Below are 25,854 nucleotides of genomic sequence, written 5' to 3'. Positions count from 1 at the left end.
TCTTCGAACGCAATTGAAGGTTCGAAGTCATGAATAATCAGAACACATCTCTTACGGTCGCCAAGTTCGGCGGCACCTCAGTGGCCAACTTTGAGGCCATCAATCGCTGCGTCGACATCATCGAGGCGGATCCTACGGTCAGGCTGGTAGTGGTGAGCGCCGCCGCCGGCGTCACCAACCGGCTGGTGGAGTTGTCGGCGGGGCAGGTGGATCTGGCCCGCCGTCAGGCGCTGCTGCACGACATTGCCGCCATTGAATACGCCATGCTGGATCGGCTTGAGAACCGCAGCCAGGTGGCGGCCGAGCTGGATGCCCTGCTGGCCTTGATGGCCAGCCTGAGCGGGCGCATCGCCGCCGGTGATGGTGAGCCGGCACTGGCGGATCAGTTATTGTCGCTGGGAGAGCGGTGTTCGACCCTGTTGTTGACGGAGCTGTTGAACCAGCGCGGCATTGCCGCTGGCAACTTCGATGTCTGCCAGGTGATGCGTACCGACGATCATTTTGGCCGGGCTTCGCCGCAGTTGGCGCAGCTGGAGAGTCTGTGCGATCAGCACCTGGTGCCAGCGCTGGCCGCTCAGGTGGTGGTGACTCAGGGCTTTATCGGTGCCGATGAACAGGGGCGGGTCACCACCCTGGGCCGGGGCGGCTCCGACTACAGTGCGGCGCTGCTGGCACAGTCTCTGCGGGCGCGGGTGCTGGCGATCTGGACCGACGTCGATGGCATCTACAGCTGCGATCCGCGGGTGGTCGCCGATGCTCGCCCCATCGCCGAGTTGAGTTTCAATGAGGCGGCGGAGATGGCGACTTTCGGCTCTAAAATCCTCCACCCGGCCACCATTTTGCCGGCGGTGCGTGGCGGCTGCCAGGTGTTTGTCGGCAGCACCTATGCGCCGGAGAAAGGCGGTACCTGGATTCGCTCCGAGTGCGGTTCCCAGCCGGTGTTCAGGGCGCTGAGCCTACGGCGGCACCAGACCCTGTTGACGGCCCACAGCCTCAACATGCTGCATGCCCAGGGGTTCCTGGCAGAGTTGTTTGCCATTTTGGCCCGTCACCGCATCTCAGTGGATCTGATCACCACCTCAGAGGTATCGGTGGCACTGACGCTGGATCAAACTGGATCCGATTCCAGCGGCCGGTCGCTGGTGTCGCAGGCGTTACTGGATGAATTGGCGCCGCTGTGCCGAGTGGAAGTGGAGCAGGATCTGGCGTTGGTGGCGGTGATTGGTAACCACATCGCCAAGACCTCCGGAATCGGAATTCGGGTTCTGGAAGCGATGGAGGACAGCAATGTGCGGATGTTCTGCCAGGGCGCCAGTGCCCACAATCTGTGCTTCCTGGTGGATGGCAATGAGGCGGAGAGCATCGTGCAGCGGTTGCATCGGCGGCTATTGACGAAGTAACAGGTGCGGGGTCGCCACGGCCGAGCGTGCAAAAGAAAGGGGAGCCATCAGGCTCCCCTTTTTCAGGTCAAGCGTATTGCCTTAGGCCGCCTTGCGGCGACGGGCGAAGGCCAGACCGGACAGGGCCAGCGCCAGGAAGCCCAGGCTACTGGAGTCGGAAGACCCACCGGTGCTCACTACTGTTGGATCGGTGATGTTTACCGTCAGCAGGGCGCTGTCGGTGGTCTCTTCGGCATCGCTGGCGGCGATGGCGAAGGTCAGCGCGCTGCCGGAGGCATCGGCAGGCAGGGTCATGGACAGTACCTGACCATTCACCTCGAACTCCACATCGGTACCACCGGTCTGGGTGACAGTCCAGGTCAGGGTATCGCCGTCGATGTCGGTGGCGAACTCGGACAGGGCCACGCTGAAGGCGGAACCCTCGGCACCGCTGACGGTGTTGGAGGCGGTAATGGTCGGTGCGTCATTGACGTTGTCAACGGTGATGGCCACGGTGGCCTCGCCGGACGCGGTATCGCCGTCCATCAGGCTGTAGCTGAAGCTGTCGGCACCCACAAAGTCGGCGTTCGGCGCATAGCTGAAGCTGCCGTCTTCCTTCATGGTGACCGTGCCGTTTTCAGGCTGCTCAGTCACAGTGGCCTTAAGGTCAGAGGAGCTGGCCACCTGGAACTGGTGGATCGCTTCCTGAACCAGGCCGCCGGCACTGGCGCTCAGATTCAGTACCTTGGTCTCGGTTGCGGTATCGTTGTCGGTCACGCTGAAGTCAACGCTGCTGTCTTCATCAACCGTGATGGCATCGTCCATAGCCGCGTCGGATTCTGTGATCATCAGGTCGAAGGCGAAGTCGACGGAACCGGCTGGGTTACCGAACACTTCAATCAGATCACCGGCGGCGACGGCATCACCAGTACCGTTGTGGTACAGGGTTACGCCCTTGGAGCCGGAGATGTCCTCGATACCCACAGTCAGGTTTTCAGGCAGTGCATCCACCTTGGCGTACTCGAAGTGCACGCCTTCGGTTTCGCCCAGTTGCAGCCAGATCTGGAAGGTATAGCTGTTGCCGGAGTTGTCGTTATAGACCTGGGCGTCGGCCCACTCTAGAACCAGCCAGTCGGTGGTGTCGTCACCGACTACGGTGTAGTACATGTTACCGCCACCGGTATCGCCGGCGGTACCATCATTCAGGTCCATGTCGGTCCAGAATGGCGCCAGGATGTTGTTGGGCTGAGCGCTGTCCGGCAGTTCACGGTTGTTCCAGGTGCCGCTGGTGGAACCACCGCCGGCAATGGCCATACCGTTATCGGACATGGTGATGGAGGTGTATTCCTGACCCAGGTACTTGAAGCCAGGCAGGCCGACGGCCGCCAGGTTCAGATTGATGGCCACTTCATCACAGCCGTCGTCACAGCCCGGCGCCACGCCGTTGGCCTTCAGGCCAAAGCCAAAGCTGCCGGTGGTGTGGTTCAGTTCGGCGCTGCTCTCCTTGAGGCGACCGGTCCAGGCCACGCTGCCGTTGTCTTCGTTGACGTCGAAACCGGTTTGAGTGGCTTCGTTGGTGTCGACCTTCGCGGATCCGGCAACCATCTTGGTGCCGGCCGGGATGGTGGCACGGACGGTGACGAAGTCATCGGCGTCGAAGCCCTGGTTCTCATAGTGAGTGCTCACCTCTACGGCCTGATCCACGGTGGTGGAGGTGGCAGCGACGGCGATGTTGTTACCACTGGCGCTGTTGGCGTAAACCACCAGCGGCAGGTGGGCCTGGTCGCCATTGACCTGAACCTGACCAAAGTGCCAGTCGTCCGAGGCCAGCATCAGGCTGTCGACGGTGATCATCACTTTGCCAGACGCGCCCCCGGCCAGAGACAGGCTGTCCTGGTCGAAACTGATGTCGGCCCCTTCCAGCATGCCGGTAAAGGCATAGCTCTTTTCTGAAGTGTCAGAGGCATCGCGCTTATCGTTAACGGTCAGTTCGAAGCTGCATTCTTTCAGGCACGCCGGGCTCACCAGTGAGGCTTTGTCGAAGGTGACGGTGGCGGAGATGGCATCGGCCACTTCCATTCGACCAGCACCTACATCGAAAGCATCCGCCGGCGTGTCGGCGTCCTCTTTCTTGAGACCGCTGTCCTCGGTGGAGGAGGTCAGGGCAGTCTTGATGTCGATGGCAGACCACTCAGGGTGCGCCTGCTTCATCAGTGCGGCGGCACCGGCAACGTGGGGGCTGGCCATGGAGGTACCGCTGATGGCGGCAAAGGTGGCGCCGTCGCTGCCCGGATCGTCTTTGGACCAGGCGGACAGGATGTCGGTGCCCGGTGCGGCCAGATCCGGCTTCAGGAAGCTGGCATCGCCGTTAGGTCCCCTTGAAGAGGTGCCAGCCACGTTGTCGGCGTACATCATGTTGGTCAGAGACGAGGTGGTCATACCGATGGTCATATCGATACCAGCCTCGCCGGCGGCGGTGATCTCGGTTAGTACCTTGGCGCCGTCGGCCTGATCAATCATCACTGAAGGGATGGTGCCATTGTCCATGGACATGGTGATAGGCTGACCGGCACGGTTGTTGTGTACCACCATACCGGTGGCACCGGCATCGGCGGCGTTGGTGGCTTTGTCAGCAAAGGCGCACGCACCACGGCTGATGACGGCGATTTTGCCCTTGAAGCTGTCGGCGGCGAACGGTGCGCACCCTTCAAAGTTGTCGGCGTCGACGTCCATGGCGGCGGCGGCAGGCGCGGTCAGATCCGCATCAAGATCTTCCAGGCGCGCCTGACCGGTGCCTTCGATGGCCACCAGATCGCTGAGGCTGCCAATGGCAACCGGTTTGGCGAAGAAGCGTCCGTGAGTGGTGTTGGCGACGGTAATACCGGCTTCAATGCAGCCTGGGCAACCGACAGTCTGGGCACCAGAACCGGAGTTACCGGCGGAGGTGGCGATGACCACCCCGGCGGCTTCGGCGTTGGTAAAGGCGTCAACATAAGGGCTGAAGGCCGGATCGGCACCGGCGCTGCCGCCCCAGGAGTTGTTGATGACGTCGGCGCCGTCTTTCACGGCCATCTCCAGTGCTTCCAGCAACATGATGTTGGAACCGGAGCCACCATGGATGTCGTCGGCCGGAGCATACAGGGCCTTATAGGCCATCAGGTAGGCGCCGGGGGCCACACCGGAGATTTCGCTTTCAATGCCGTTGTAGGTGGCCATGATGGAGTTACCTACCGCAGTACCGGCAACGTGGGTACCGTGACCGCCGTAACCCAGCGGGCTCAGGTGCTCATCCGGGGCAACCGCAAAGGTTGGGGTGGAGTAACGGGCGACGATCAGTTTGTTGTTACAGAAGCTCTCGTCGACGCTGGCACAGTAATCGTCGTCCGGCAGCATGGCGCTGTCAGGGGCAGTAAAGCCTTCTCCGGAGAACATCGGATGCTCGGGACGGATACCTGAATCGATGATGGCGACCTTGATGCCTTTACCGGCTTCGGCCATGCCGCCCACCAGTTCCCAGGCTTCTGGAGCGTGGATCAGAGGACGAGAGGCGTCCATCTGCACATGATACAGGGCGTGTTCATACACCGCCGCGACGCCAGGTAAGGCCTCCAGCTGCTCTTTGGTCAGGCCTTTACCGGCAACGCTGACGCCGTTGAACAGGGTATCAAACTGGGTTTCGACCTTAGCCCCGATGCCGGCGGCACGGTGGGCAAAGCTCTGGCGTTGCTGCTTTAGATGGCTGGCGTAGCTCTGTACCTGGCTGCTGGCAAAGTTCAATTTGTTGTCGGCAGTGCGGGCTGCCTGAGTGGAGGCAAACCCCTTTACGCCGCCTTGATAGGCTGCGATGGGCGCGTCTTGCAGTTTCACCAGGAACCGGGGAGTGGTGTCCTGATTGTATTCGCGCACCGCGGGGGCCTGATATTGGGTACCTTGAGTCTCGAGTTGAATGCCTTTGGCTGAAATGTCAGCCGCAGTAAGAGCCGGGCTTGCCATCAGCAAGCTGCTCACCGCTAGGGCGATACGTGTTTTCATTATTCTTAATCCCTGAATTACGCTGTTGTTCAAACTGCGACTGCTTCCTGCAGCTTGTTCTAGCCACTGCACCAGTGGTGTCACGACGTTTTAACACGACATTAACTTAACCGCTACCGCAGAGTGAGGGGTATTCAACTTCCTGGCTAACCAAAGCTGGTGAATAATGCTTTCTTTCATGGATTTATCTGGCGATGTATCGGTTGTTGCAGGGATAACAGCGTTTCAGTTGACTGAATTTGCTCAATGGACTGAATTTGATGAACCAGCAGATGGTGCAGGGCATCGATGTTGTGGGTGAGGATTTTGGTGAAGATGCTGTAGTGGCCGGTGGTGTAGTAGGCCTCAACCACTTCCGGCAAGGCCTGAAGCTTCTTCAGTACTTCGGGGTAGTCTCCGGCGGCTTTGAGGTTGATGCCGATAAAGCAGCATACCTGGTAGCCCAGTTTTTTGGGGTCGACGATCACCTGGGCGGAGGTGATGATGCCCGCCTGCTTCATTTTTTCGATGCGCACATGGATGGTGCCCGGGCTGACGCCGTTGCGTTTGGCCAATTCGGCATAGGGGGTGCGGGCATCGGCCTGCAGGGCGGTGAGGATGGTTTTATCCAGATTATCGATTCGGTAGTCTTCGGTCACTTTATGGTCGCCCTATTGATGATTCGCCAAAAATCGGCAATAAAATTATCGAATCAAAATGGTAGCAGCTTTATTTGTTGTTGAATATTGAATTGATGCCCGGGTTTGTTGAAAAATCCTCTACCAGAACGATTTTGGATTGAGGAATTATCAAATGAAGCGCAGTTTTATTGAAGCACAGCAACAGATTCGATTTGTGAAAGACACCTTTAGCCAGGAGCTGTGCCAACGCCTCAATCTGCTGGAAGTGCAGGCACCGCTGCTGTCCGAAGTGGGCAGTGGTCTTCAGGACGGCCTGTCCGGCCATGAAAAGGCGGTTCAGGTGCGGGTCAAGGCGCTGCCGGAGCGATCGTTCGAGGTGGTTCACTCACTGGCGAAATGGAAGCGCGCCATGCTGGGGCGCTTCGGCTTCGATGCCGGTGAAGGGGTGGTGGCACAGATGAAGGCGCTGCGTCCCGATGAGGATACCCTGGGGCCGAAACACTCGGTGTTTGTGGATCAGTGGGACTGGGAGCAGGTGCTGCCGGCAGAGGAGCGCAGTGCCGTGGGGTTGCACCAGCGGGTTGAGTTGATCTATGCCGCCCTCAAAGCCACCGAGCAGGCGGTTGCCGCCCGTTACGAATTGCCGGTGTCGCTGCCTGAGACCATCACCTTTATCCATTCCGAGGCGCTGCGGGAAGCCTATCCGGATCTGTCCGCCAAAGAGCGGGAGAAACGGATTTGCCGTGAACACGGTGCGGTGTTTCTGATGGGGATCGGCGGCGATCTGGGCGACGGTCAGCCCCACGACTGCCGAGCGCCGGACTACGACGACTGGTCAACGCTGTCGGAGTTTGGTCAGGGCCTCAACGGCGATATTCTGGTGTGGAACCCGATTCTGGAGGATGCGTTCGAGCTCTCCTCCATGGGGATTCGGGTCGATGCCGAGGCGCTGACCCGTCAGATGCAGATGGCCGGCCAGTCGCAGCAGCTGCAGCAGCCGTGGCACCAGCAGCTGCTGGGCGGTGAGTTGCCACAAACCATCGGCGGCGGCATTGGCCAGTCCCGACTGGCGATGTTTATGCTGGGCCTGAGCCACATCGGCCAGGTGCAATGCGGCGTCTGGCAGCAGGAGTGCCCCAGCCGCCTGTAACCTCAGGCAAAGGGCATCGGCGCTTCGACCGTCATGGCGGCGCCGGTGGCCGGATGTTGAAAGCTCAGGCTGTGGGCGTGCAGCAACAGCCGCTCTGCGGCCTTCAGAGCCGGGCCTTGGGCATAGAGACCATCTCCGACAATCACGTGGCCCAGGGCCAGCATGTGCACCCGCAGTTGATGTGAGCGGCCGGTAATGGGGGTCAGCTCCATCAGGCTGCTGTACTCGTCGTGGCTGAGCACCCGGTAGCGGGTCTGCGACGGCTTGCCCTGCTCATGACACACCTTTTGCATCGGCCGGTTCGGCCAGTCACAGATCAGCGGCAGATCCACTTCACCGCTCTCCTGCCCGGGATGACCCCAGACTCGGGCGTAGTAAGTCTTGCCGGTTTCCCGCTCGCGAAACTGGCGGTTAAGCTCCCGCTCCGCCGCCTTGTTCAGCGCCAGCACCATCACCCCGGAGGTGGCCATATCCAGGCGATGCACCACGTGGGCCTCAGGGAAGCGACTCAGCACCCGGGTGTAGACGCTGTCTTTGTGGGCCGGATCGCGGCCCGGCACAGACAGCAGGCCACTGGGCTTGTTGACGACCACAATGTCGTGATCCTGATGCAGGATGACAAGGAAGGGATCGGTTGGGGGGTGGTAGTCCAGTACAGCCATCGTCAGTGCTCGTTGCCTTTGCGGGCGCTCACCATACCCAGTTGTGCATCGTCAGGCAAGGGGGATGCCGCCGTGATGGTAGTGTCGTTTGGGACGGGATCAAAAAAGGGCCCCGAAGGGCCCTGATGTCGGTGGGTTATCCGGTGGTGATTACGCGGATTCCAGTGTTTCGATGTCCGCTGGCAGCGGTTTCTTGCCAATCACATTGACCACCAGGGCGGCAATAACCAGGGCGGCAACCACGCCGGCGGCGGTGGAAACGGTCATCGGCAGGCCGAATCCCAGAGTGGCGTTGTTGAGGATAAAGGTGATCACCACGGTGGTCATAAAGGTGGCCGGAATGGTGCAGATCCAGTGCAGGCGGTCGGCACGGGCCAGGTAGGCCGCAGCGGTCCACAGCATCATCACGGCGGTGGTCTGGTTGGCAAAGCCAAAGTAGCGCCAGATAACTCCGAAGTCCACCTGAGTCAGGATGGCACCGATGGCGAACAGTGGAATGGCAATCAGCAGTCGCTTAGGCAGTTGCGCCTGAGGCAGCTTGAAGAACTCGGCCAGAATCAAGCGGGCAGAGCGGAAAGCGGTATCGCCTGAGGTGATGGGCAGGACCACTACACCCAGGATAGCCAGCACGCCACCCAGAGCACCCAGCAGGCCGGTAGAGGCTTCAAACACCACGTTGGACGGACCACCATCGGCCAGGGCCGCTTGCAGGCCTTCAACGCCGTGGAAGAACGACAGGGCCAGAGCACACCAGATCAGGGCGATGACGCCTTCACCAATCATGGCGCCGTAGAAGACGAAACGGCCGTTCTTTTCATTTTCCATGCAGCGGGCCATCAGTGGTGACTGAGTGGCGTGGAAGCCGGAGATGGCACCACAGGCGATGGTAATGAACAGGGCTGGCCAAATCGGCTTGTCCGCGGGGTTCAGGTTGGTCAGGATATCGGTGGCGGTTACGCCGGGCAGCATGCTGTGCTCGGAGGAGAACATCAGCGCCACGGTCAGTCCTACGGACATGAATACCAGCAGGGCACCAAACAGCGGGTAGAGTCGACCGATGATCTTGTCCACCGGTACCAGGGTAGCGATCAGGTAGTAACCGAAGATGATGGCCAGCAGCATGGTTTTGTCCCAGCCGCTGAGTTTAACCATCAGACCCGCGGGTGCCGATACAAACACCACACCCACCAGCACCAGCAGAATGATGGCGAAGATGTTCATGAAGTGTTTGGCGTTTTTACCCAGATAGCGGCCGGCCAGGTTGGGCACCGAAGCTCCGCCGTTGCGGACCGACAGCATGCCGGAGAAATAGTCGTGCACCGCACCGGCAAACACACAGCCGATGACAATCCACACCATGGCGGCCGGGCCGTACATGGCACCGAGAATGGGACCGAAGATCGGGCCAACACCGGCGATGTTCAATAGTTGAATCAGGTAAACCTTCTTTTCCGACATCGGTACATAGTCGACGCCGTCGGTTTGGGTCAGTGCGGGCGTTTTGCGGTTGGTGTTGATGCCAAACACCTTTTCGACAAATGCCCCGTAGATAAAGTAGCCGCCAATCAGCAGGCCTACTGCAAGTAAGAACCAAGTCATCTCAATCATCCCCTCTATGAGTGTGGGACCATTTTAATGAATTGGGTTTCGCGAATGTGGTTGGATTGGGTCAGCGGTCATCTGGGGAGGTAAGCGGTCGATATTGCCGCTGACCGGAAATCGACTTTACTGAGTTGTAATGAAACTGTGATCGAGTTCAAGGGCCAGATCCGTCCCGGGAAGTGGCCCTGAAGGTTACTCTGGCTTGAGGGTTGCCACACGTCCCTTGAGCTTGCCACCGGCGGCGAAGGTCACCACTCGTCGGCCGGAAATTTCGTGTTCCTCACCGGTCTTGGGGTTGCGGCCCGGACGAGGGCTCTTGTCTCTCAGGTGAAACACGCCAAAGCCACTGAGTTTCACTTCGACCCCGTTTTCCAGAGACTGGCGAATCTCTTCGAAAAAGGCGTCTACCAGATTCTTGGCGTCGTTAGTGGATAGGTTTAACGTGGTGATCAAATTCTGTGTCAGCTCGGATTTGGTTAGGGACATACCAGACACCTCAGTTGCCAGTCAGTTTTATCATCGTAAAAGTAAGATAAGTGTAGTGACTGGATCGCAAAGGTGCCTAATAAATCACAATTAATAAAATCCGAGGGTCTGTTTCAGCGCCTTCAGGTAACGGCGGCTCACCGGCAGGGTTTGACCGCCGCGGGTGATGATTTCCGCGTTACCACCATCCTGTACCTCGATCTCGGCAATGGCGGCGGGGTTGATCAGGTACTGGCGGTGGCAGCGCAGCAGTGGCGTTCGGCTTTCCAGCACCTTGAGGGTCAGTTGGGTGTGGATCACCTCGGCGTCGGTGGCCACGTGCACGCCGCCCAGATCCGAGTAAGCGTACTCCACATCATCCACCTTCAGGACCTTGAGGACGTTGCCTGAATAGCAGGGCACCAGAGACAGAGCCTGGGGCGTGATGGCACTGAGATCCTGAGGGGTGTGGGCCTTACGGATGCGCTCGATGCAGGTCGCCAGCCGCGGCACTTCAATGGGCTTAAGCAGATAGTCAAAGGCGTTATTCTCAAAGGCCTTGACGGCGTATTCGTCGTAGGCGGTGACGAACACCACCTTGGGCTGAGTGTCCGGATCCAGCATCGCCAGCATCTCCATGCCGGAGATTCGCGGCATGGCGATGTCCAGAAACACCAGATCCGGCTTGTGCTTATGAATGGCGGCAATGCCCTCGATGGCGTTGCTGCACTGGGCGGCGATGACGATGTCGTCAAAGGGGGCCAGCAGGCTGGCAAGTTCTTCCCGGGCCAGGGGTTCGTCGTCAATCAACAGGGTTTTAATCATCGAGTGCGTCCACGGCTGGCAGGGTGACCGTCACCCTGGTGAATTGCTGGGGCTGGCATTCGACACTGATGCCAAACGGGCGCCCATACTGGGCCTTGATGCGTTTATCCACCAGGCTCATGCCCAGGCCGTCGCCTTCCGGTTTGGGCTGATAAGCGCCGGCGTTGTCCTCTACGGTCAGCAGCAGCTGCTGCTGATCAATGCGGGCGCTGAGGCGGATTCGGCCCGGCTCAAACAGGTGGGCGATGCCGTGTTTGACCGCATTTTCCACCAGCGGCTGCAGGGTAAAGGTGGGCAGCTTCAGGTGCAGTGCCTGCTGATCGATGTCTCGGGTCACGCTGAGACGATCGCCAAAGCGGGCCTGCTCAATCTCCAGATAGGCGTCGATGTGCTCCAGTTCGTCACTGAGACTGACCTCGCCGGTGCCACGCTTGAGGTTGCCCCTAAGGAAGGTGGCCAGGTTCTGAATCAGCTCCCGGGCTCGGTTGGCGTCATTGCGGGTTACGGCGGCCACGGTGTTGAGGGCGTTGAACAGGAAGTGGGGGTTGACCTGGGCCTGCAGCAGTTTCAGTTCCGCCTGGGTGAGCAGGTTGCTCTGGTGCTGGTAGCGGCCGTGCAGAATCTGGTTGGACAGCAGTTTGGCGATCCCCTCTCCCAGGGTGCGGTTGATGTTGAGAAACAGCTTATTCTTGGCCTCGTACAGCTTAATGGTGCCGATGACCTCGTTCTCCCCCCGCAGCGGAATCACCAGGCTGGAGCCCAGGGGACAGTTGCGGGACAGGGAACAGGTGTATTTGAGCTCCAGACCGTCGGCAAACATCACCTGATTATGGCGAATCGCCTCCTCGGTAATGGAGGAGGAGATGGGCGTGTCGGGCAGGTGGTGATCGGAGCCGATGCCGATGAAGGCCAGCAACTTGTGACGGTCGGTGATGGCGACGGCGCCAACCTGGGTCTCTTCGTAGATGATGCGGGCCACCTGTTTGGTGCTGGAGGGGTTGAACCCCTGACTGAGGATGCCGACGGTGCGTTCGGCGATCTTCAACGCCTTGGTGGAGAAGGCTGACGACATCTTCTCCACCATGGCCCGCTGATCCCTGAGCATGCTCATGAACATGGCGGCACCGACGGTGTTCACCAGTAGCATCGGCGGAGCGATGATCTTGACCAGGGCCCAGGCCTCGGGCAGCGGACGGGCCACCATCAGGATGATCAGCATCTGCATCACCTCGGCCCAGAACGCCACCATGGCCACCAGGCCGGGACGGAACAGCTGGCTCATTCTGCCGCGCCGAATCAGGTAGGCGTGCACCAGTCCGGCGGACAAGCCTTCGCAAGTGGTGGAGATGGCACAGGCCAGATCGGTGAAACCGCCGAGGCTGTACCGGTGCAGTCCGCCGGTCAGGCCTACCGCGAAACCGGTGAGCGGCCCGCCCAGCAGGCCGGCAAGCACCGCTCCCATGGCTCGGGTATTGGCGATGGCGCCATTGGTCTGTTCACCGAAGTAGGTACCAAGAATGCAGAAGCAACTGAATACTACGTACAGCATCAATCGGTGCGGCAACCGGTGGGACAGAGTGACCAGAGGGCGAAACACCGGGGTTTTGGTAAAAATGTAGGCGATCACCAGATACAGCGACATCTGCTGCGTCAGGTTGAGGATCAGTTCCAGTGCTTCCAGTGAAATCATGCTTGTCTCAATTGCATCGAAATTGGGGTTAGATCAAAGTTCATTTGGCAAAGGTGTATATAATATGAATCTTAAAATTTAGGAGAATCCACATGACCGAGTCTATCCATGCACACGAACTTCTCAACCTTATTGGCGAACAGGATAAGCCGTTAACCCTGCCTCAGATCGAAGATCTGGCCGTCAACCAGTTCGGTGCCGAGGCTCGTTTTCATACCTGCCGCCTGTCAGATCAAAGTATTGAACAGATTCTGACTTTCTTTGTAAAGATGGAGAAGATTGCCACCGAGGGTGAAGGCTACGCCCTGAACCGTGGCAACATGTGCAGCCACTAAGGCGGGCTGCAGCAATAAAAAAGGAGGCGTGAGCCTCCTTTTTGCTATTTGGGCGCTCGGGATTCGTTGTTCTCACCACTGAAGTAGGTTTGGCCAAACTTTATCACCACTACGGTGGCGGCCAGCATCAGCGCCGAGGCCGAGGCCGTGAGTACCCGCCAGTCATCCATCGCTTTCATATCGAGAATCAGATAGCGGGCCAGGGCGACGATGGCGATGTAGATCGGCATGCGAACCGGTAGGTGGCCTTCGGCGGCGTAGCCGGCCACCATGGCCAGTACCTCCAGATAGATGAACAGCAGCAGCAGATCCGCCAGGGCCACGTGGCGATTGTTGATCATGGTGACGATCTCCTGACCGATGGCCACCAGGGTGGCGATGGTGATGATGATCAGGATAGCGTGTTCAAACAGGCTGATGGTGGGCAGGCCGAAGCGTTTATAAAGCTGATGCATGGTGGGTCGGTCCCAGATTAAGTGCGTTCCCTACAGTGTATCCTTCCATAAATAAATCTCCATGCCAATCAATGTGATCTGTCTCACGGCTGGGGTTTGGCATCCTCCTCCTAGCTGCTATGCTAGGCGCCTTTCCAGCCCGCCCGTTCATTCAGAAGTAGACGTTAAGATGATGTTGTTAATAGCAAAAATAATCGCTGCCGTGGTGGCTGTGGTGGGGTTGGCGTGGATCGCCGAACGCACCGGTCCCAGGCTGGCCGGTGTGCTGTCCGGTTACCCCTTGGGAACCGCGATTGTGCTGTTCTTTTATGGCATCGAACACGGCGCCGACTACGCCGCGGATGCCGCCCTGTACGGTTTGCTGGGGCTGGCGGCCACCACCGGTTACTGCCTGGTGTACACCCTGACCGCCACCGGCTGTGAGCCGAAAAGCTGGCGGCCGATGGGGGTGGCGGTGCTGGCCCTGGTGGTGCTGGCACTGCTGGCTCAGAGTCTGCCGCCACTGGGGGCCGCCGGTGCCCTGGTGGCGACGGCGGTGGCCCTGCTGTCGATTCGAGCCACTCGCAACGTGGCAGAGCCGGAGTTTGTGGCGGTCAAGCCGGGACCGATGATGATCTGGGGCCGGGCGCTGCTGGCGGCGGTGATCGTCATCGGTATCACCGCACTGGCGCACTGGTTACCTCAGAGCCTGGCCGGGGTGATGGCGGCGTTTCCGGTGACCCTGTTCCCGTTGATGCTGCTGTTGCAGTTGGCTTATGGCAACCGTCCGGTGATGGTGTTGGCCAAGCACTATCCCTTTGGAGTCGGTAGCCTGATCGTGTACGGATTGAGTGTGTCGGTGAGCTACCCGGCGCTGGGGGTCGGCTGGGGTACCCTGGTGTCCTTCGCCGCCGCCACCGCCTATCTGTGGTTGTACCTGAAATGGCAACGCCGTCGCCGAGGCGGCGGTGGTTAGGCGTTGCGCCCGCCGGGTAGGGTGGCTGGCAACATCAGGCTGATGAGCCAGGCCAGGATCAGCATCAGGCTGGATACCAGCAGGCAGGGAAGCAGTCCGCCCAGTTGATACAGGGCGCCGGAGAGCAGGGTGCCCAGCAGACGTCCGCTGGCATTGGCCATGTAGTAGAACCCCACGTCCAGCGACACTCCCTCCTCGCGGCTCAGGGCCAGAATCAGGTAGGAGTGCAGGGAGCTGTTGATGGCAAACAGGGCCCCAAACAGCAGCAGTCCGGCCACCACGGTCTCGGCCACTGGCCAGTGCTGAGTCAGGCCCAGAACGATCAGCAGCGGTGATAGGGCCAGCGGGGCCAGCCAGCTCAGACAAGGCCTCCGCGCCCCGGCGGGACGGCCGGTCAGCCGCGGCGCTACACCCTGAATCACGCCGTAGCCGATAATCCACACCGCCATAAAGGCGCCAATACTGCGCTGGCTCCAGTCCAGCTCCGCCGCCATAAACACCGGCAGGGCGATGACAAACCAGACATCCCGGGCGCCAAACAGAAACAGCCGGGCGGCGGAGAGCACATTGATGGCGCGGCTGTTGGCAAACAGCTGGCTGAATTTGGGTTTGGCTTTGCTCCTGCCCAGTTCCTGGGTCAGGCCCATCTGAGTGAGGAGCATCACCAGCAGCAGCGCGATGGCCATGGCCAGCACCGCGTGCTGGAATCCCAGCAGCGACAGCAGCAGCCCGCCCAGGAAGAAACCGACTCCCTTGAGGGCGTTCTTGGATCCGGTCAGCAGGGCGACGTAGTGGTACAGTCGCCCCTGCTGCTGGGGCAGCAGAATTTTGACGCCACTCTTGGCACTCATCTTGTTGAGATCTTTAGCGATGCCGGAGAGCCCCTGGGCTGCCATTACCCACAGCAGGCTCAGTTGTGGCTCGGGGACGGCCAGCATCCCCAGGGCACCGACCTGCAGCACCATACCAATCTGCATGGTGCGGTTCAGCCCTAGGCGAGCCCCCAGATAACCACCAGCCAGGTTGGTGACGATGCCAAAAATTTCGTAGAACAGAAATAGCGATGCCAGGGCAAAACCGGTGTACCCCAATTGATAGAAGTACAGCACCACCAGCATGCGCAAGGCACCGTCGGTGAGGGTAAAGGCCCAGTAGTTGGCAGTGATCAACAGGTACTGCCGCACTGCGGCTGGCATCAGGCCTGGCCCACCTTAACCACCAGTTCGATGGTGCGGTTCACATAGCCCCATTCATTGTCGTACCAGGCGTAGATCTTCACCATGCGATTGTCGACCACCATGGTGGAGGGGGCGTCGACGATGCTGGAGCGGGCATCGGTTTTGTAGTCGACGGAGACCAGGGGGCGGGTTTCAAAGCCCAGTACGCCAGCCAGTTCGCCTTCGGCGGCCTGTTTTAGCAGGGCATTGACCTCATCGGCATCTGTGTCACGGGTGACCTCAAACACGCAATCAGTGATTGAAGCGTTGGCCAGGGGCACCCGAATGGCGTGGCCATTCAGTTTGCCGGTCAGCTCAGGGAAAATCTGGGTAATTGCCTTGGCGGAGCCTGTGGTGGTGGGGATCAGGTTTTGACCACTGGCCCGGGCCCGGCGCAGATCCTTATGCGGCTGATCCAGAATGGACTGGGTGTTGGTGATGTCGTGGATGGTGGTGATGCTGCCACGCTCGATACCCAGTTGCTCATGAATCACCTTGACCACAGGCGCCAGGCAATTGGTGGTGCAGGAGGCGGCGGTGACGATGGAGTGTACCTGAGGGTCGAACAGTTGGTCGTTGACGCCCACCACCACATTCAGCACCGTCGGGTCTTTCACCGGTGCGGTCACTACCACCCGCTTGACGCCCTGGGCCAGGTAGCGATCCAGCTGGTCCCGAGTTTTAAACTTGCCACTGGCTTCAATTACCAGATCACAGCCGGACCAGTCGACATCTTCGATGGCACTGTGGCTGCTGTAGCTGAAGGTTTGCCCCTGTGCGGTGATGGTGTGATCCGAGGCCTGAATCTGGGCGTCCCAGTGGCCGTGTACTGAGTCAAATTCCAGCAGGTGCGCCATGGTGGCGGCGTCAGCGGCAGGATCATTGACGTGCACGATTTGTACCGGCATCCGGCGTTGCAGTGCGGTGCGCAGTGTCAGTCGGCCCATGCGGCCAAACCCGTTTATGCCAATTCGGATCATCATTGTCTCTCTATGGTTAGGAGCAGCATCGCTCCGGTCGTTCACCCATCTGTTTCAATCGTTGTACGTCGGCTTGATAGGTTTCTGCCAGGCAGCTTGAGTTCCCCAGTGCATCGACGATGTTCCTGAGCCAGCCCGGGTGATCCTGGCAGACGGAATAAAACACCCACTGCCCCTGACGACGATCTTTCAGCAGACCGTTGCTGCGTAGGGTAGCCAGGTGACGGGAGATCTTGGGTTGACTCTCCTCCGTCGCGGCAACCAGTTCGCAGACGCACAACTCACCCTGGCGGGCCAGGAGCAGTACGCAGCGTAAGCGGGTTTCATCGCTCAGCAGTTTAAAAAATTGGTGTGGGTCCACGGGTACCTCGTATTCGGATATGCGTATATTAGTTGGGTTGAATGATAATGCAATAGTAAATCTGACATTGTGATAAAAATGTCATAGATGAACATCAGCCTGCCATTACTGCCACGGGTGAATCGAAATCACAATACCGAGTGGATGTAATTCGTTCTCATCTGTGCAGTTAATTTTCATCTTTGTGGGTTATGCCTCAGAATGGTTTGCTGAACTTTTATTATAAGTTGCTGATATAAGTGAATAAAAAAACAAAAAATGTGAAGGTGCAGTCGCGATTTGACGGGGAAAAGGTAAAAAAATAGGAGCCTAAGCTCCCATTTCTCTGGTTCCGAACACGCGTTAGCGTTTCAGCGCCTCATTCAAGTGAGGGCGCATGGTGCTCAGCAGGCCAGCGGTGACCTTGGGAGCGCCGGCAACGATGTTGCCACTCTTCATGTAGCCGTGGCCACCGGTAAAGTCGCTGACCAGACCGCCGGCTTCTTTTACCAACAGGTCGCCGGCGGCGATGTCCCAGGGCTTAAGGCCGATTTCGAAGAAGCCGTCGGCACGGCCGGCGGCCACATAGGCCAGATCCAGAGCGGCAGAGCCGGCACGACGCAGATCGGCGACTTCGGCAAACACATCGGCAAAGATGTTCATGTAGCTTTCAGTATGCTGGCGAGCCTTGAACGGGAAGCCGGTTTCGATCACGGTGCCACGCAGGCTGCGGGCAGCACTGGTACGGATGCGATAGCCATTCAACTGAGCGCCGGCGCCACGGGAGGCGCTGAACAGTTCATTGCGGATCGGATCGAAGACCACGGCATGCTCGATGCGGCCTTTGATCTGCAGGGCGATGGAGACGGCAAAGTGCGGAATGCCTTTGACGAAGTTGGTGGTGCCATCCAGGGGATCGATAATCCATTGAAACTCATCATGATCACCACGAACCGTACCGCACTCTTCACCGATGACGGTGTGGTGTGGGTAGGATTTGTGAATGGTGGCGATGATGGCCGCTTCTGCGTCACGATCTACGTTGGTCACGAAATCGTTTTCGCCTTTCATTTCTGCTTCAATCTTGTCTTGCTCGGCAAAGGCGTGAGCAATGACCTTGCCGCCGGCACGCGCTGCGCGTACGGCGATGTTTAGCATCGGATGCATATCGATACCCCTGAATGTAAAAGAACGGAAACCAGTATGGTTTGGGGCGCGGATTTTACCAGAGTTGAAATGTATATAAAAGCAGGAATTCGTTCTAAGGCTGAACAGTCCGCTGTGTTAGCATATTCGTCTCTTTTGTTTATCTAAGTTATCAATCGGATGCTCGAAAATATCCGCATCGTTCTGGTGGGCACCTCCCACCCGGGCAATATCGGCTCGGCTGCACGGGCCATGAAGACTATGGGGTTGTCTCAGTTGGTGCTGGTGGCACCCAGGGTCGAGCCCGATGGAAAGTCCGTGGCGCTGGCTGCCGGGGCCACCGACGTCCTGCAAAACCTCACTACAGTGGATACCCTGGAGCAGGCCACCGCCGACTGCGCCCTGGTGATCGGCACCTCGGCACGACGTCGAGGGCTGGACTGGCCGTTGCTGGATGCTCGCCAGGCGGGCGAAAAGCTGGCCGTGGAAGCGCAGACCGGGCCGGTGGCGCTGGTGTTTGGCCGGGAAAATCACGGTCTCTCCAACGAGGAGTTGCAGTTGTGCCATTTCCATGTCTGTATTCCCGCCAACCCGGAATACAGCAGTCTGAACCTGGCGCAGGCTGTGCAGTTAGTGTGTTACGAGATTCGAATGAAGCATCTGAGTCTGGCTGAAACGCCGCAGCAGGAGTCGTTGGAGTACCCGAACGGCGAGCAGTTGGAGGGGTTTTACCGCCACCTGGAGTCCTCGTTGACCGGCACCGGTTTTATCAAGGCTAATCACCCCGGGCAGGTGATGGCCAAACTCCGGCGCTTGTTTAATCGGTGCCGACCCGAGGCGCAGGAGTTGAATATTCTGCGAGGCATCCTCACATCTATAGATAAGACCCGTCAGTCAACCGAGAAAGAGTAATGCAGCACATGGGAATACGAGCACGACTGAAAGAGGACATCGCCTCTATCTATCACCGCGATCCGGCGGCCAACAGTGCCTTTGAGATCCTGACAAACTACCCGGGTATGCAGGCGATCTGGCTGCATCGGATTTCTCATAAGCTCTGGTGTCGTAACTGGCGGTTGTCGGCGCGGTTGTTATCGACGTTTTCCCGTTGGGCCACCGGTGTGGAGATTCATCCCGGCGCTCGCATCGGACGCCGATTCTTTATTGATCACGGCATGGGCGTGGTCATCGGTGAAACCGCCGAGATCGGTGATGACGTGACCCTGTACCACGGGGTGACGCTGGGGGGCACCAGCTGGAATGCCGGCAAACGCCACCCGACCCTGCACAACAATGTGGTGGTGGGAGCCGGAGCTAAAATTCTGGGGCCGCTGGAGATTGGCGAAGGCGCCCGGGTGGGATCCAACTCGGTGGTGGTCAAACCGGTCGACCCGGGTAATACCGTGACCGGCATTCCTGCCCGAACCGTGATCAGCAAGGCAGAGCGGGAAAAAGAGCACCGGCGCACACATTTGGCAAAAAAATACGGCTTCGATGCTTACGCCGTTTCGCCTGATAATCCGGATCCTGTGGCCAGTGCCATCGGCTCCATGCTTGACCATATGCACCTTATCGACGCCCGTATGAGCGAGATATGTCAAGCGCTTAAGGAGCAGGGGAGCAGCGTTGAAATCAGTCAGTTGCCGGAGCTGAATGTGACCGCATTTGTCGATGCGGAGCAGGAAGCGGCCGACAGTCGCCGTAAAGAGCACGAAAGATTTGATCCAGGTATTTGAATCCCAGTGCTGAATAAGGTTAAATGCCCCAGCTACCTGCTGGGGTATTCCAATTTGTTAATCGAAATACCCGGTTAGCCGCACCAAAATAATACTTGAGTAATTTACTCGGGTATATGGTATAGTGCTGGTGTTGCAATTAAGGGACAGGCTATGAGATTAACATCCAAAGGCCGCTACGCGGTCACTGCCATTTTAGATGTGGCGCTGCACTCCTCCGAGGGGCCGGTGCCATTGGCAGACATCTCGGAACGACAAGGTATTTCATTGTCGTACCTGGAGCAGCTGTTTGCAAAACTTCGCAAAAATGGCTTGGTCAGCAGTGTCCGCGGCCCGGGTGGCGGCTACCTCCTCGGTCAGGATGCCGCCGACATCGCCGTTGGCATGGTGGTGCACGCCGTGGATGAATCCGTGGATGCCACCCGCTGCAATGGCTTGAGCAATTGCCAAAGCGGTGCCCGCTGTCTGACTCACTCGCTGTGGGGGGACCTCAGCGACCGTATTGCCGGATTTTTAAATGGCATCAGCCTGGCTGACTTGATGTCAAATCATGACGTAAAGGTGGTTTCCGTACGTCAGGAGCAACAACAAGCCAAAGCGCACGCTCAATAACGGTTTTTGGCGATTTCGCCATGTTGTAACTAACCGCCGACACCATGTTTTGGTCGGCTCAAGTCGGAGAAGGTAATGAAACTTCCGATCTATTTTGATTATTCTGCAACCACCCCTGTTGACCCTCGTGTCGCTGAGAAGATGGTTCAGTACCTTACCACTGAAGGGATGTACGGTAACCCCGCTTCTCGTTCGCACAAATTTGGCTGGCAGGCCGAAGAAGCGGTAGATGTGGCCCGTAACCAGGTGGCGGATCTGCTTAATGCCGATCCTCGTGAAATCGTATTTACTTCCGGTGCCACCGAGTCCGATAACCTTGCCATTAAGGGCGTTGCCCACTTTTATCAGAAAAAAGGCAAGCACATCATTACCAGCAAAACCGAGCACAAAGCGGTGCTGGATACCTGTCGGCAGCTGGAGCGTGAAGGGTTTGAGGTGACTTACCTGGACCCGGACAGTAACGGCATCATTCCGTTGGAGCGCTTTGAAGCGGCCATGCGTGATGACACCACCCTGGTGTCCATCATGCACGTGAACAACGAAATTGGCGTCATTCATGACATTGCCGCCATTGGCGAGCTGTGTCGCAGCAAAGGCATTCTGTTGCACGTAGATGCGGCTCAGAGCGCCGGAAAGCTGCCCATCGATGTGAAGGCGATGAAGGTGGATCTGATCTCCATCTCGGCCCATAAGATGTATGGCCCCAAGGGCATCGGTGCCCTGTATGTGCGCCGTAAGCCCCGGGTTCGACTCGAGGCTCAGATGCACGGTGGTGGCCATGAGCGCGGTATGCGTTCCGGTACCCTGGCAACCCATCAGCTGGTGGGGCTGGGCGAAGCCTGTCGCATCGCCAAAGAGGAGATGGGTGCCGAAACCGAGCGCCTGCGAGCTCTGCGTGATCGTCTGCTCGACGGCATCAAAGATATTGAAGAGGTGTACATCAACGGCGATCTGGAACAGCGCCTGGTGTCAAACCTCAACATCAGCTTCAACTACGTTGAAGGTGAATCCCTGATGATGGCGCTCAGCGACCTGGCGGTATCGTCCGGTTCGGCCTGTACCTCTGCCAGCCTGGAGCCCAGCTACGTGTTGCGGGCCCTGGGCATGAGCGATGAACTGGCCCACAGCTCCATTCGCTTCTCCATCGGTCGCTTTACCACCGAGGAGGAGATCGATCACGCCATCGGCAAGATTCGCGGCGCCATCGAAAAACTGCGTGAAATGTCACCGCTGTGGGACATGTTCAAAGACGGTGTTGACCTGTCCCAGGTGGAATGGGCTGCCCATTAATAATAATGAGGGTCGCCTGATGGTGGCCCCACTTCGACAAGTTTTGGAAATTGGAGCGTAATCATGGCATACAGTGAAAAGGTTATCGATCACTACGAGAACCCACGCAACGTTGGTGCTTTTGACAAGAACGATCCCAGCGTGGCAACCGGCATGGTCGGTGCCCCGGCGTGCGGCGACGTAATGAAGCTGCAGCTGAAAATCGATGACGAGGGTGTTATCGAAGACGCCAAGTTCAAGACCTACGGTTGCGGCAGTGCCATCGCTTCCAGCTCGCTGATCACCGAGTGGGTGAAAGGCAAGACGCTGGATGAAGCGGCGGCCATCAAAAACACCGAGATCGCCGAAGAGCTGGCGTTGCCTCCGGTTAAAATCCACTGTTCTATTCTGGCCGAGGACGCGATCAAAGCGGCCATCGCCGATTACAACAGCAAGCAAGACAAGTAGTAGCAGGAGTCGATATGGCCATCTCTATGACCGAGGCTGCGGCCGAACGGGTAAAGCAGTTTTTGACCAATCGCGGCCGAGGCATTGGATTGCGCTTGGGACTGAAAACCTCGGGTTGCTCCGGTCTGGCTTACGTCATTGAGTTTGTTGACGACCTCAACCCCGATGATGAAGTGTTCGAGGACAAGGGCGTCAATGTCATTATTGATGCCAAGAGCCTGATTCACCTCGATGGTGTCGAACTGGACTTCGTCAAAGAGGGGCTGAACGAGGGCTTCAAATTCAATAACCCCAATGCCCAGGGCGAATGTGGCTGCGGAGAGAGCTTTACTGTTTGATATCCATCGGGGCACCGTTGGCGATGGGATCGCCGCGGTGCCTTGTGGGTATAAGGGATATCGATGAACTACTTCGAGTTGTTCGACCTTCCGGTGGCGTTCCAGGTGGACGTTACTGTTTTAAGCGGCCGTTATCGAGAGCTGCAGCGCGCCGTTCACCCCGATAATTTTGCCGATGCCTCCGAGCGCGACAAGTTGCTTGCGGTGCAAAAGGCCGCCGAAATCAACGATGCCTTCCAAACCCTGAAACAACCCGTTGCCCGGGCACAGTACCTGCTGTCGCTCAATGGGGTGACGCTTCAGGGCGAGACTCAGACCATTAAGGACACCGGCTTCCTGATGCAGCAGATGATGCTGAGGGAATCGCTGGAAGAGATTGAAACTGCTTCAGATGTGGAAGCGGCAGCAATGGATTTTGCTGATGAGTTGACTCGCCAGACCCGTACCATGATGCAGCTGATGGTCGACCAGTTGGAAGCCCGGCAGTGGCAGGACGCTGCCGATTCGGTACGGAAACTAAAATTCATGAAAAAGCTGGAGGAGGAGCTGGCGCAGCTGGAAGACCGGTTGTTGGCCTAGCGCTCCACATCAAAGATTATGGCGTTACTTCAAATTGCTGAACCTGGCCAGATGGCCGCTCCCCACCAACACAAACTGGCGGTGGGCATTGATTTAGGGACCACCAACTCTCTGGTGGCGGCGGTGCGCAGCGGACAGGCTCAAACCCTGGCCGACGACTCCGGACGTCATCGTATGCCGTCGGTGGTGCGCTACCTGGATGACGGTGTCGAGGTGGGGGCCGAGGCGTTTGATCAGGCCAGTGCCGATCCTCACAACACCATTGTATCGGTAAAACGCTTTATGGGGCGTTCGCTGGAGGACGTGCAGAGCCGCTATCCGAGTCTGCCGTACCTGCTGGAGGCGTCCGACAACCAACTGCCGCTGTTTGTGACCCGCGGCGGCCGGGTTAACCCGGTTCAGGTGTCGTCAGAGGTGCTCAAACCTCTGATTGCCCGTGCCGAAGCCACCCTAGGCGGTCCCCTGCAGGGGGCGGTGATCACCGTGCCGGCCTATTTTGACGATGCCCAGCGTCAGGGCACCAAGGACGCCGCCGAACTGGTGGGCATCAAGGTGCTTAGACTGTTGAACGAGCCGACGGCCGCGGCCATTGCCTATGGTCTGGATTCCGGCCAGGAAGGGGTGATCGCGGTGTATGATCTTGGCGGCGGCACCTTCGACATCTCGATTCTCAGGTTGAACCAGGGCGTGTTTGAGGTGTTGGCCACCGGCGGTGATTCGGCGCTGGGGGGCGATGATTTCGATCACCTGTTGGCGGAGCACCTGAGTGAGCGGGCTGGCATCGTCGATGCGGACGCCAGTCTGCGCCGGCAACTGCAAAGTGAGGCCTGCCGGGTTAAGGAAGCCCTGACCGATGCCGCGGTGGTAACGGCCACGGTGGGTGACTGGCAGGGCGAGGTCAGCCGGACTCAGTTTAACGACCTGATTGCCCCTCTGGTTAAGCGTACCCTGATGGCATGCCGCCGCAGTCTGCGCGATGCCGGCCTTGAGCGCGAAGAGGTACTGGAGGTGGTGATGGTCGGTGGATCCACCCGGGTGCCGATGGTGCGTGATCTGGTGGGCGAGTTCTTTGACCGTCCGCCGTTGACCAGTATCGACCCGGATCGGGTGGTGGCCATTGGCGCCTCGATTCAGGCGGACATTCTAGTGGGCAACAAACCTGACTCCGACATGCTGCTGCTGGACGTGGCGCCGCTGTCTCTGGGACTGGAGACCATGGGCGGGCTGACCGAGAAGGTGATTCCTCGCAACACCACCATCCCGGTGGCCCGGGCGCAGGAGTTCACTACCTTTAAAGACGGTCAGTCGGCGATGGCGATCCACGTGGTGCAGGGCGAGCGGGAGATGGTGGCGGATTGCCGATCTCTGGCGCGGTTTGTGCTGCAGGGGATTCCGCCGATGGCGGCGGGCACGGCGGTGATTCGGGTGACCTTCCAGGTCGATGCCGATGGCCTGCTGTCGGTGACGGCGCAGGAGAAAACCTCCGGTGTTCAGACCTCGATTCAGGTGAAGCCGTCGTTTGGTCTCAGCGAAGGGGAGATTACCCGTATGCTGACCGAGTCGATGACCCACGCCAAAGAGGACATCGAACTGCGCATGTTGACCGAGCAGCGCATCGAAGCCCAGCGGGTTATCGAGAGTCTGACCGCCGCCCTGGCTGCGGACGGTGCCGAGCTGCTGCGTCAGCCGGACCAGCAGGCGCTGGTGACCCGAATGGAACAGTTGCAACAGTTATGTGAAGGAACCGATGGCCAGTCGATTAAAGACGCCATCGACGCCCTGGATAAGGCCAGTGCCGAATTTGCTGCCCGCCGCATGGATCTGTCGATCCGTCGCGCGTTGTCGGGGCAATCGGTTGATAACGTATAAGGTTTACTATGCCAAAGATTATTTTTCTACCCAGTGAAGAACATTGCCCCGAGGGGCTGGAAGCCCAGGCCGAGAGCGGTGAAACCATTCTGGATGTAGCGCTTCGAAACGGCATCGAGATTGAGCATGCTTGTGAGAAGTCCTGTGCCTGCACCACCTGCCATGTGGTGGTTCGGGAGGGCTTTGACTCACTGGAAGAGAGCGACGAACTGGAAGATGATATGCTGGATAAGGCCTGGGGTCTGGAACCGGAATCTCGTCTTTCTTGTCAGGCTAAGGTGGAAGGCGAGGATCTGGTAGTGGACATTCCCCGCTATACCGTCAACCAGGTCAGCGAGAATCACTGATCCCTCTCTGTGAACAAGGAGTGACTCTGATGGAATTGAAATGGATCGACGTTCAGGAGATCGCCATAGAGCTGTGTGATGCACGGCCGGATGTGGACCCGACTCAGCTGAGGTTTACCGAACTGCGCCAGTGGGTACTGGAGCTGGACGGTTTCAGTGATGATCCGGATCACTGCAACGAGAAGATTCTGGAAGCGATTCAGCAGGCCTGGATCGACGAGGCGGAGTAAGTCGCCGCCGACATGGAAAGCGGAGCCTTGGGCTCCGCTTTTTTGTGCCTGACGGCCGTCGCCGGCGTCGTTATGACCTTTTTTTAATTTTTATGATAGAGAACAAAGTTTCGACTCCCCCTTCCTGAGTAAGATGGCCAGACCGGCCGGAAACGGCAGAATCACCTTAGGCGTCACCCCGCCCGAAGCGGGCACAATGGAAACGGACTATGCACGAGATGTCACTGGCGGAAGGGATCGTTCAGATTCTGGAAAATGAAGCCAAGAAACAGAATTTTTCACGGGTTACCGAAGTGTGCCTGGCGGTGGGCGAACTGGCTGGTGTGGAGCTGGAGTCGCTGCGATTCAGTTTTGATGTCATTACCCGGGACACCCTGGCCGAGGGCTGTGTGCTGACCATAGAGCCGGTTTCCGGGTTGGCGTATTGTTTCGATTGTTCGGTTCAGGTTCCGCTGCACAAACGCGGTGACCCCTGCCCGAGATGCGGTGGTTTCTCGCTGCAGGTGGTGGACGGAACACAAATGCGGGTCAAATCCTTAGAGGTAGAGTAAGT

Annotated in this window: 27 protein-coding genes; 15 read left to right on the top strand and 12 right to left on the bottom strand. The window is 58.5% G+C overall.

The features are described from left to right. Nucleotides 1-29 precede the first annotated feature (29 nt). Entirely contained in the window at nt 30-1,400 is a 1,371-nt protein-coding gene (gene lysC / locus BLT77_RS03530) for a lysine-sensitive aspartokinase 3 (RefSeq protein WP_090362136.1), read from the top strand. An 81-nt stretch (nt 1,401-1,481) separates the two neighbouring features. Here lysC and BLT77_RS20580 read toward each other — a convergent pair whose 3' ends face one another. Next, a complete protein-coding gene (locus BLT77_RS20580) occupies nt 1,482-5,411 on the bottom strand; it encodes a S8 family serine peptidase (protein ID WP_090362131.1) in 3,930 nt (1,309 codons plus the stop codon). Nucleotides 5,412-5,587: 176 nt separating this feature from the next. After that, nucleotides 5,588-6,049 carry a transcriptional regulator AsnC gene (gene asnC, locus BLT77_RS03520; protein WP_090362127.1) on the bottom strand — a complete coding sequence of 154 codons (462 nt, stop codon included), beginning with the start codon at nt 6,047-6,049 and terminating at the stop codon, nt 5,588-5,590. 154 nt (nt 6,050-6,203) lie between these two features. On the opposite strand from asnC, the gene asnA reads away from it, so the two are divergent. Beyond that, entirely contained in the window at nt 6,204-7,181 is a 978-nt protein-coding gene (gene asnA, locus BLT77_RS03515) for an aspartate--ammonia ligase (protein WP_090362123.1), read from the top strand. Nucleotides 7,182-7,183: 2 nt separating this feature from the next. Here the strand turns inward: asnA and rluA are convergent, their stop codons facing one another. From rluA to BLT77_RS03490, 5 genes are all read right to left on the bottom strand, one after another. Next, the gene (gene rluA, locus BLT77_RS03510) at nt 7,184-7,843 is read right to left on the bottom strand and encodes a bifunctional tRNA pseudouridine(32) synthase/23S rRNA pseudouridine(746) synthase RluA (protein ID WP_090362119.1); all 660 of its coding nucleotides are present in this window, start codon (nt 7,841-7,843) and stop codon (nt 7,184-7,186) included. A 150-nt stretch (nt 7,844-7,993) separates the two neighbouring features. Then, the gene (locus BLT77_RS03505; RefSeq protein ID WP_090362661.1) at nt 7,994-9,442 is read right to left on the bottom strand and encodes a carbon starvation CstA family protein; all 1,449 of its coding nucleotides are present in this window, start codon (nt 9,440-9,442) and stop codon (nt 7,994-7,996) included. Between the two features lie 195 nt (nt 9,443-9,637). Next, nucleotides 9,638-9,931: an integration host factor subunit alpha gene (locus BLT77_RS03500; protein ID WP_090362115.1), complete on the bottom strand. Its 294-nt coding sequence runs from the start codon at nt 9,929-9,931 to the stop codon at nt 9,638-9,640. A gap of 90 nt (nt 9,932-10,021) precedes the next feature. Next, nucleotides 10,022-10,735 (bottom strand): two-component system response regulator BtsR, encoded by a 714-nt coding sequence (btsR, locus tag BLT77_RS03495; protein WP_090362110.1) that lies wholly within the window; start codon nt 10,733-10,735, stop codon nt 10,022-10,024. Beyond that, on the bottom strand, nt 10,728-12,407 hold the full coding sequence (locus BLT77_RS03490; protein ID WP_090362657.1) for a LytS/YhcK type 5TM receptor domain-containing protein: 1,680 nt from the start codon (nt 12,405-12,407) through the stop codon (nt 10,728-10,730). Before BLT77_RS03490 ends, btsR begins: the two co-directional genes overlap by 8 nt. A gap of 110 nt (nt 12,408-12,517) precedes the next feature. Here BLT77_RS03490 and BLT77_RS03485 point away from each other — a divergent pair, with 110 nt between their 5' ends. Further along, on the top strand, nt 12,518-12,760 hold the full coding sequence (locus BLT77_RS03485) for a YecH family metal-binding protein (RefSeq protein WP_090362107.1): 243 nt from the start codon (nt 12,518-12,520) through the stop codon (nt 12,758-12,760). A gap of 44 nt (nt 12,761-12,804) precedes the next feature. Here the strand turns inward: BLT77_RS03485 and BLT77_RS03480 are convergent, their stop codons facing one another. Then, nucleotides 12,805-13,215, bottom strand: coding sequence for a phosphate-starvation-inducible protein PsiE (locus BLT77_RS03480; RefSeq protein WP_090362103.1), 411 nt, complete (start codon nt 13,213-13,215; stop codon nt 12,805-12,807). Between the two features lie 169 nt (nt 13,216-13,384). On the opposite strand from BLT77_RS03480, the gene BLT77_RS03475 reads away from it, so the two are divergent. Then, a complete protein-coding gene (locus tag BLT77_RS03475; protein WP_143026546.1) occupies nt 13,385-14,170 on the top strand; it encodes a hypothetical protein in 786 nt (261 codons plus the stop codon). Here BLT77_RS03475 and arsJ read toward each other — a convergent pair. The 4 genes from arsJ to suhB form a co-directional block, all read right to left on the bottom strand. Then, entirely contained in the window at nt 14,167-15,366 is a 1,200-nt protein-coding gene (arsJ, locus tag BLT77_RS03470) for an organoarsenical effux MFS transporter ArsJ (RefSeq protein ID WP_090362094.1), read from the bottom strand. The two genes, BLT77_RS03475 and arsJ, sit on opposite strands and share 4 nt — an antisense overlap. After that, a complete protein-coding gene (locus BLT77_RS03465; RefSeq protein ID WP_090362088.1) occupies nt 15,366-16,370 on the bottom strand; it encodes an ArsJ-associated glyceraldehyde-3-phosphate dehydrogenase in 1,005 nt (334 codons plus the stop codon). Before BLT77_RS03465 ends, arsJ begins: the two co-directional genes overlap by 1 nt. Before the next feature lie 13 nt (nt 16,371-16,383). Continuing rightward, nucleotides 16,384-16,728 carry a metalloregulator ArsR/SmtB family transcription factor gene (locus BLT77_RS03460; protein ID WP_090362084.1) on the bottom strand — a complete coding sequence of 115 codons (345 nt, stop codon included), beginning with the start codon at nt 16,726-16,728 and terminating at the stop codon, nt 16,384-16,386. Between the two features lie 342 nt (nt 16,729-17,070). Then, complete coding sequence (suhB, locus tag BLT77_RS03455; RefSeq protein WP_090362081.1) at nt 17,071-17,874, bottom strand: inositol-1-monophosphatase; 804 nt, start codon at nt 17,872-17,874, stop codon at nt 17,071-17,073. Between the two features lie 159 nt (nt 17,875-18,033). On the opposite strand from suhB, the gene trmJ reads away from it, so the two are divergent. The 11 genes from trmJ to hypA all read left to right on the top strand — a co-directional run bounded on the left by trmJ (nt 18,034) and on the right by hypA (nt 25,852). Next, entirely contained in the window at nt 18,034-18,765 is a 732-nt protein-coding gene (gene trmJ, locus BLT77_RS03450; protein WP_090362075.1) for a tRNA (cytosine(32)/uridine(32)-2'-O)-methyltransferase TrmJ, read from the top strand. Between the two features lie 8 nt (nt 18,766-18,773). Next, entirely contained in the window at nt 18,774-19,589 is an 816-nt protein-coding gene (gene cysE, locus BLT77_RS03445) for a serine O-acetyltransferase (protein WP_090362653.1), read from the top strand. A 153-nt stretch (nt 19,590-19,742) separates the two neighbouring features. Beyond that, nucleotides 19,743-20,201 (top strand): Fe-S cluster assembly transcriptional regulator IscR, encoded by a 459-nt coding sequence (gene iscR, locus BLT77_RS03440; protein WP_028114546.1) that lies wholly within the window; start codon nt 19,743-19,745, stop codon nt 20,199-20,201. Nucleotides 20,202-20,276: 75 nt separating this feature from the next. Beyond that, nucleotides 20,277-21,491 (top strand): IscS subfamily cysteine desulfurase, encoded by a 1,215-nt coding sequence (locus BLT77_RS03435; RefSeq protein ID WP_090362072.1) that lies wholly within the window; start codon nt 20,277-20,279, stop codon nt 21,489-21,491. A gap of 63 nt (nt 21,492-21,554) precedes the next feature. After that, nucleotides 21,555-21,938 carry a Fe-S cluster assembly scaffold IscU gene (gene iscU / locus BLT77_RS03430; protein ID WP_090362068.1) on the top strand — a complete coding sequence of 128 codons (384 nt, stop codon included), beginning with the start codon at nt 21,555-21,557 and terminating at the stop codon, nt 21,936-21,938. 14 nt (nt 21,939-21,952) lie between these two features. Then, nucleotides 21,953-22,276, top strand: coding sequence for an iron-sulfur cluster assembly protein IscA (iscA, locus tag BLT77_RS03425; protein WP_028114549.1), 324 nt, complete (start codon nt 21,953-21,955; stop codon nt 22,274-22,276). Between the two features lie 63 nt (nt 22,277-22,339). Then, entirely contained in the window at nt 22,340-22,855 is a 516-nt protein-coding gene (gene hscB / locus BLT77_RS03420) for a co-chaperone HscB (protein WP_090362065.1), read from the top strand. Between the two features lie 18 nt (nt 22,856-22,873). Then, nucleotides 22,874-24,724 carry a Fe-S protein assembly chaperone HscA gene (gene hscA / locus BLT77_RS03415; RefSeq protein ID WP_090362060.1) on the top strand — a complete coding sequence of 617 codons (1,851 nt, stop codon included), beginning with the start codon at nt 22,874-22,876 and terminating at the stop codon, nt 24,722-24,724. 8 nt (nt 24,725-24,732) lie between these two features. Continuing rightward, nucleotides 24,733-25,071, top strand: a complete 339-nt coding sequence (fdx, locus tag BLT77_RS03410; RefSeq protein ID WP_090362055.1) for an ISC system 2Fe-2S type ferredoxin — start codon at nt 24,733-24,735, stop codon at nt 25,069-25,071. Nucleotides 25,072-25,100: 29 nt separating this feature from the next. Then, on the top strand, nt 25,101-25,301 hold the full coding sequence (gene iscX, locus BLT77_RS03405; RefSeq protein ID WP_090362051.1) for a Fe-S cluster assembly protein IscX: 201 nt from the start codon (nt 25,101-25,103) through the stop codon (nt 25,299-25,301). A gap of 209 nt (nt 25,302-25,510) precedes the next feature. Beyond that, entirely contained in the window at nt 25,511-25,852 is a 342-nt protein-coding gene (hypA, locus tag BLT77_RS03400; RefSeq protein WP_090362047.1) for a hydrogenase maturation nickel metallochaperone HypA, read from the top strand. The last annotated feature ends 2 nt before the right edge of the window (nt 25,853-25,854 follow it).

Source organism: Ferrimonas sediminum, from assembly GCF_900100175.1.
Taxonomy (GTDB): domain Bacteria; phylum Pseudomonadota; class Gammaproteobacteria; order Enterobacterales; family Shewanellaceae; genus Ferrimonas; species Ferrimonas sediminum.
Note: the sequence above shows the minus strand (reverse complement) of the source record. Positions and strands in the feature narration are given on the sequence as shown.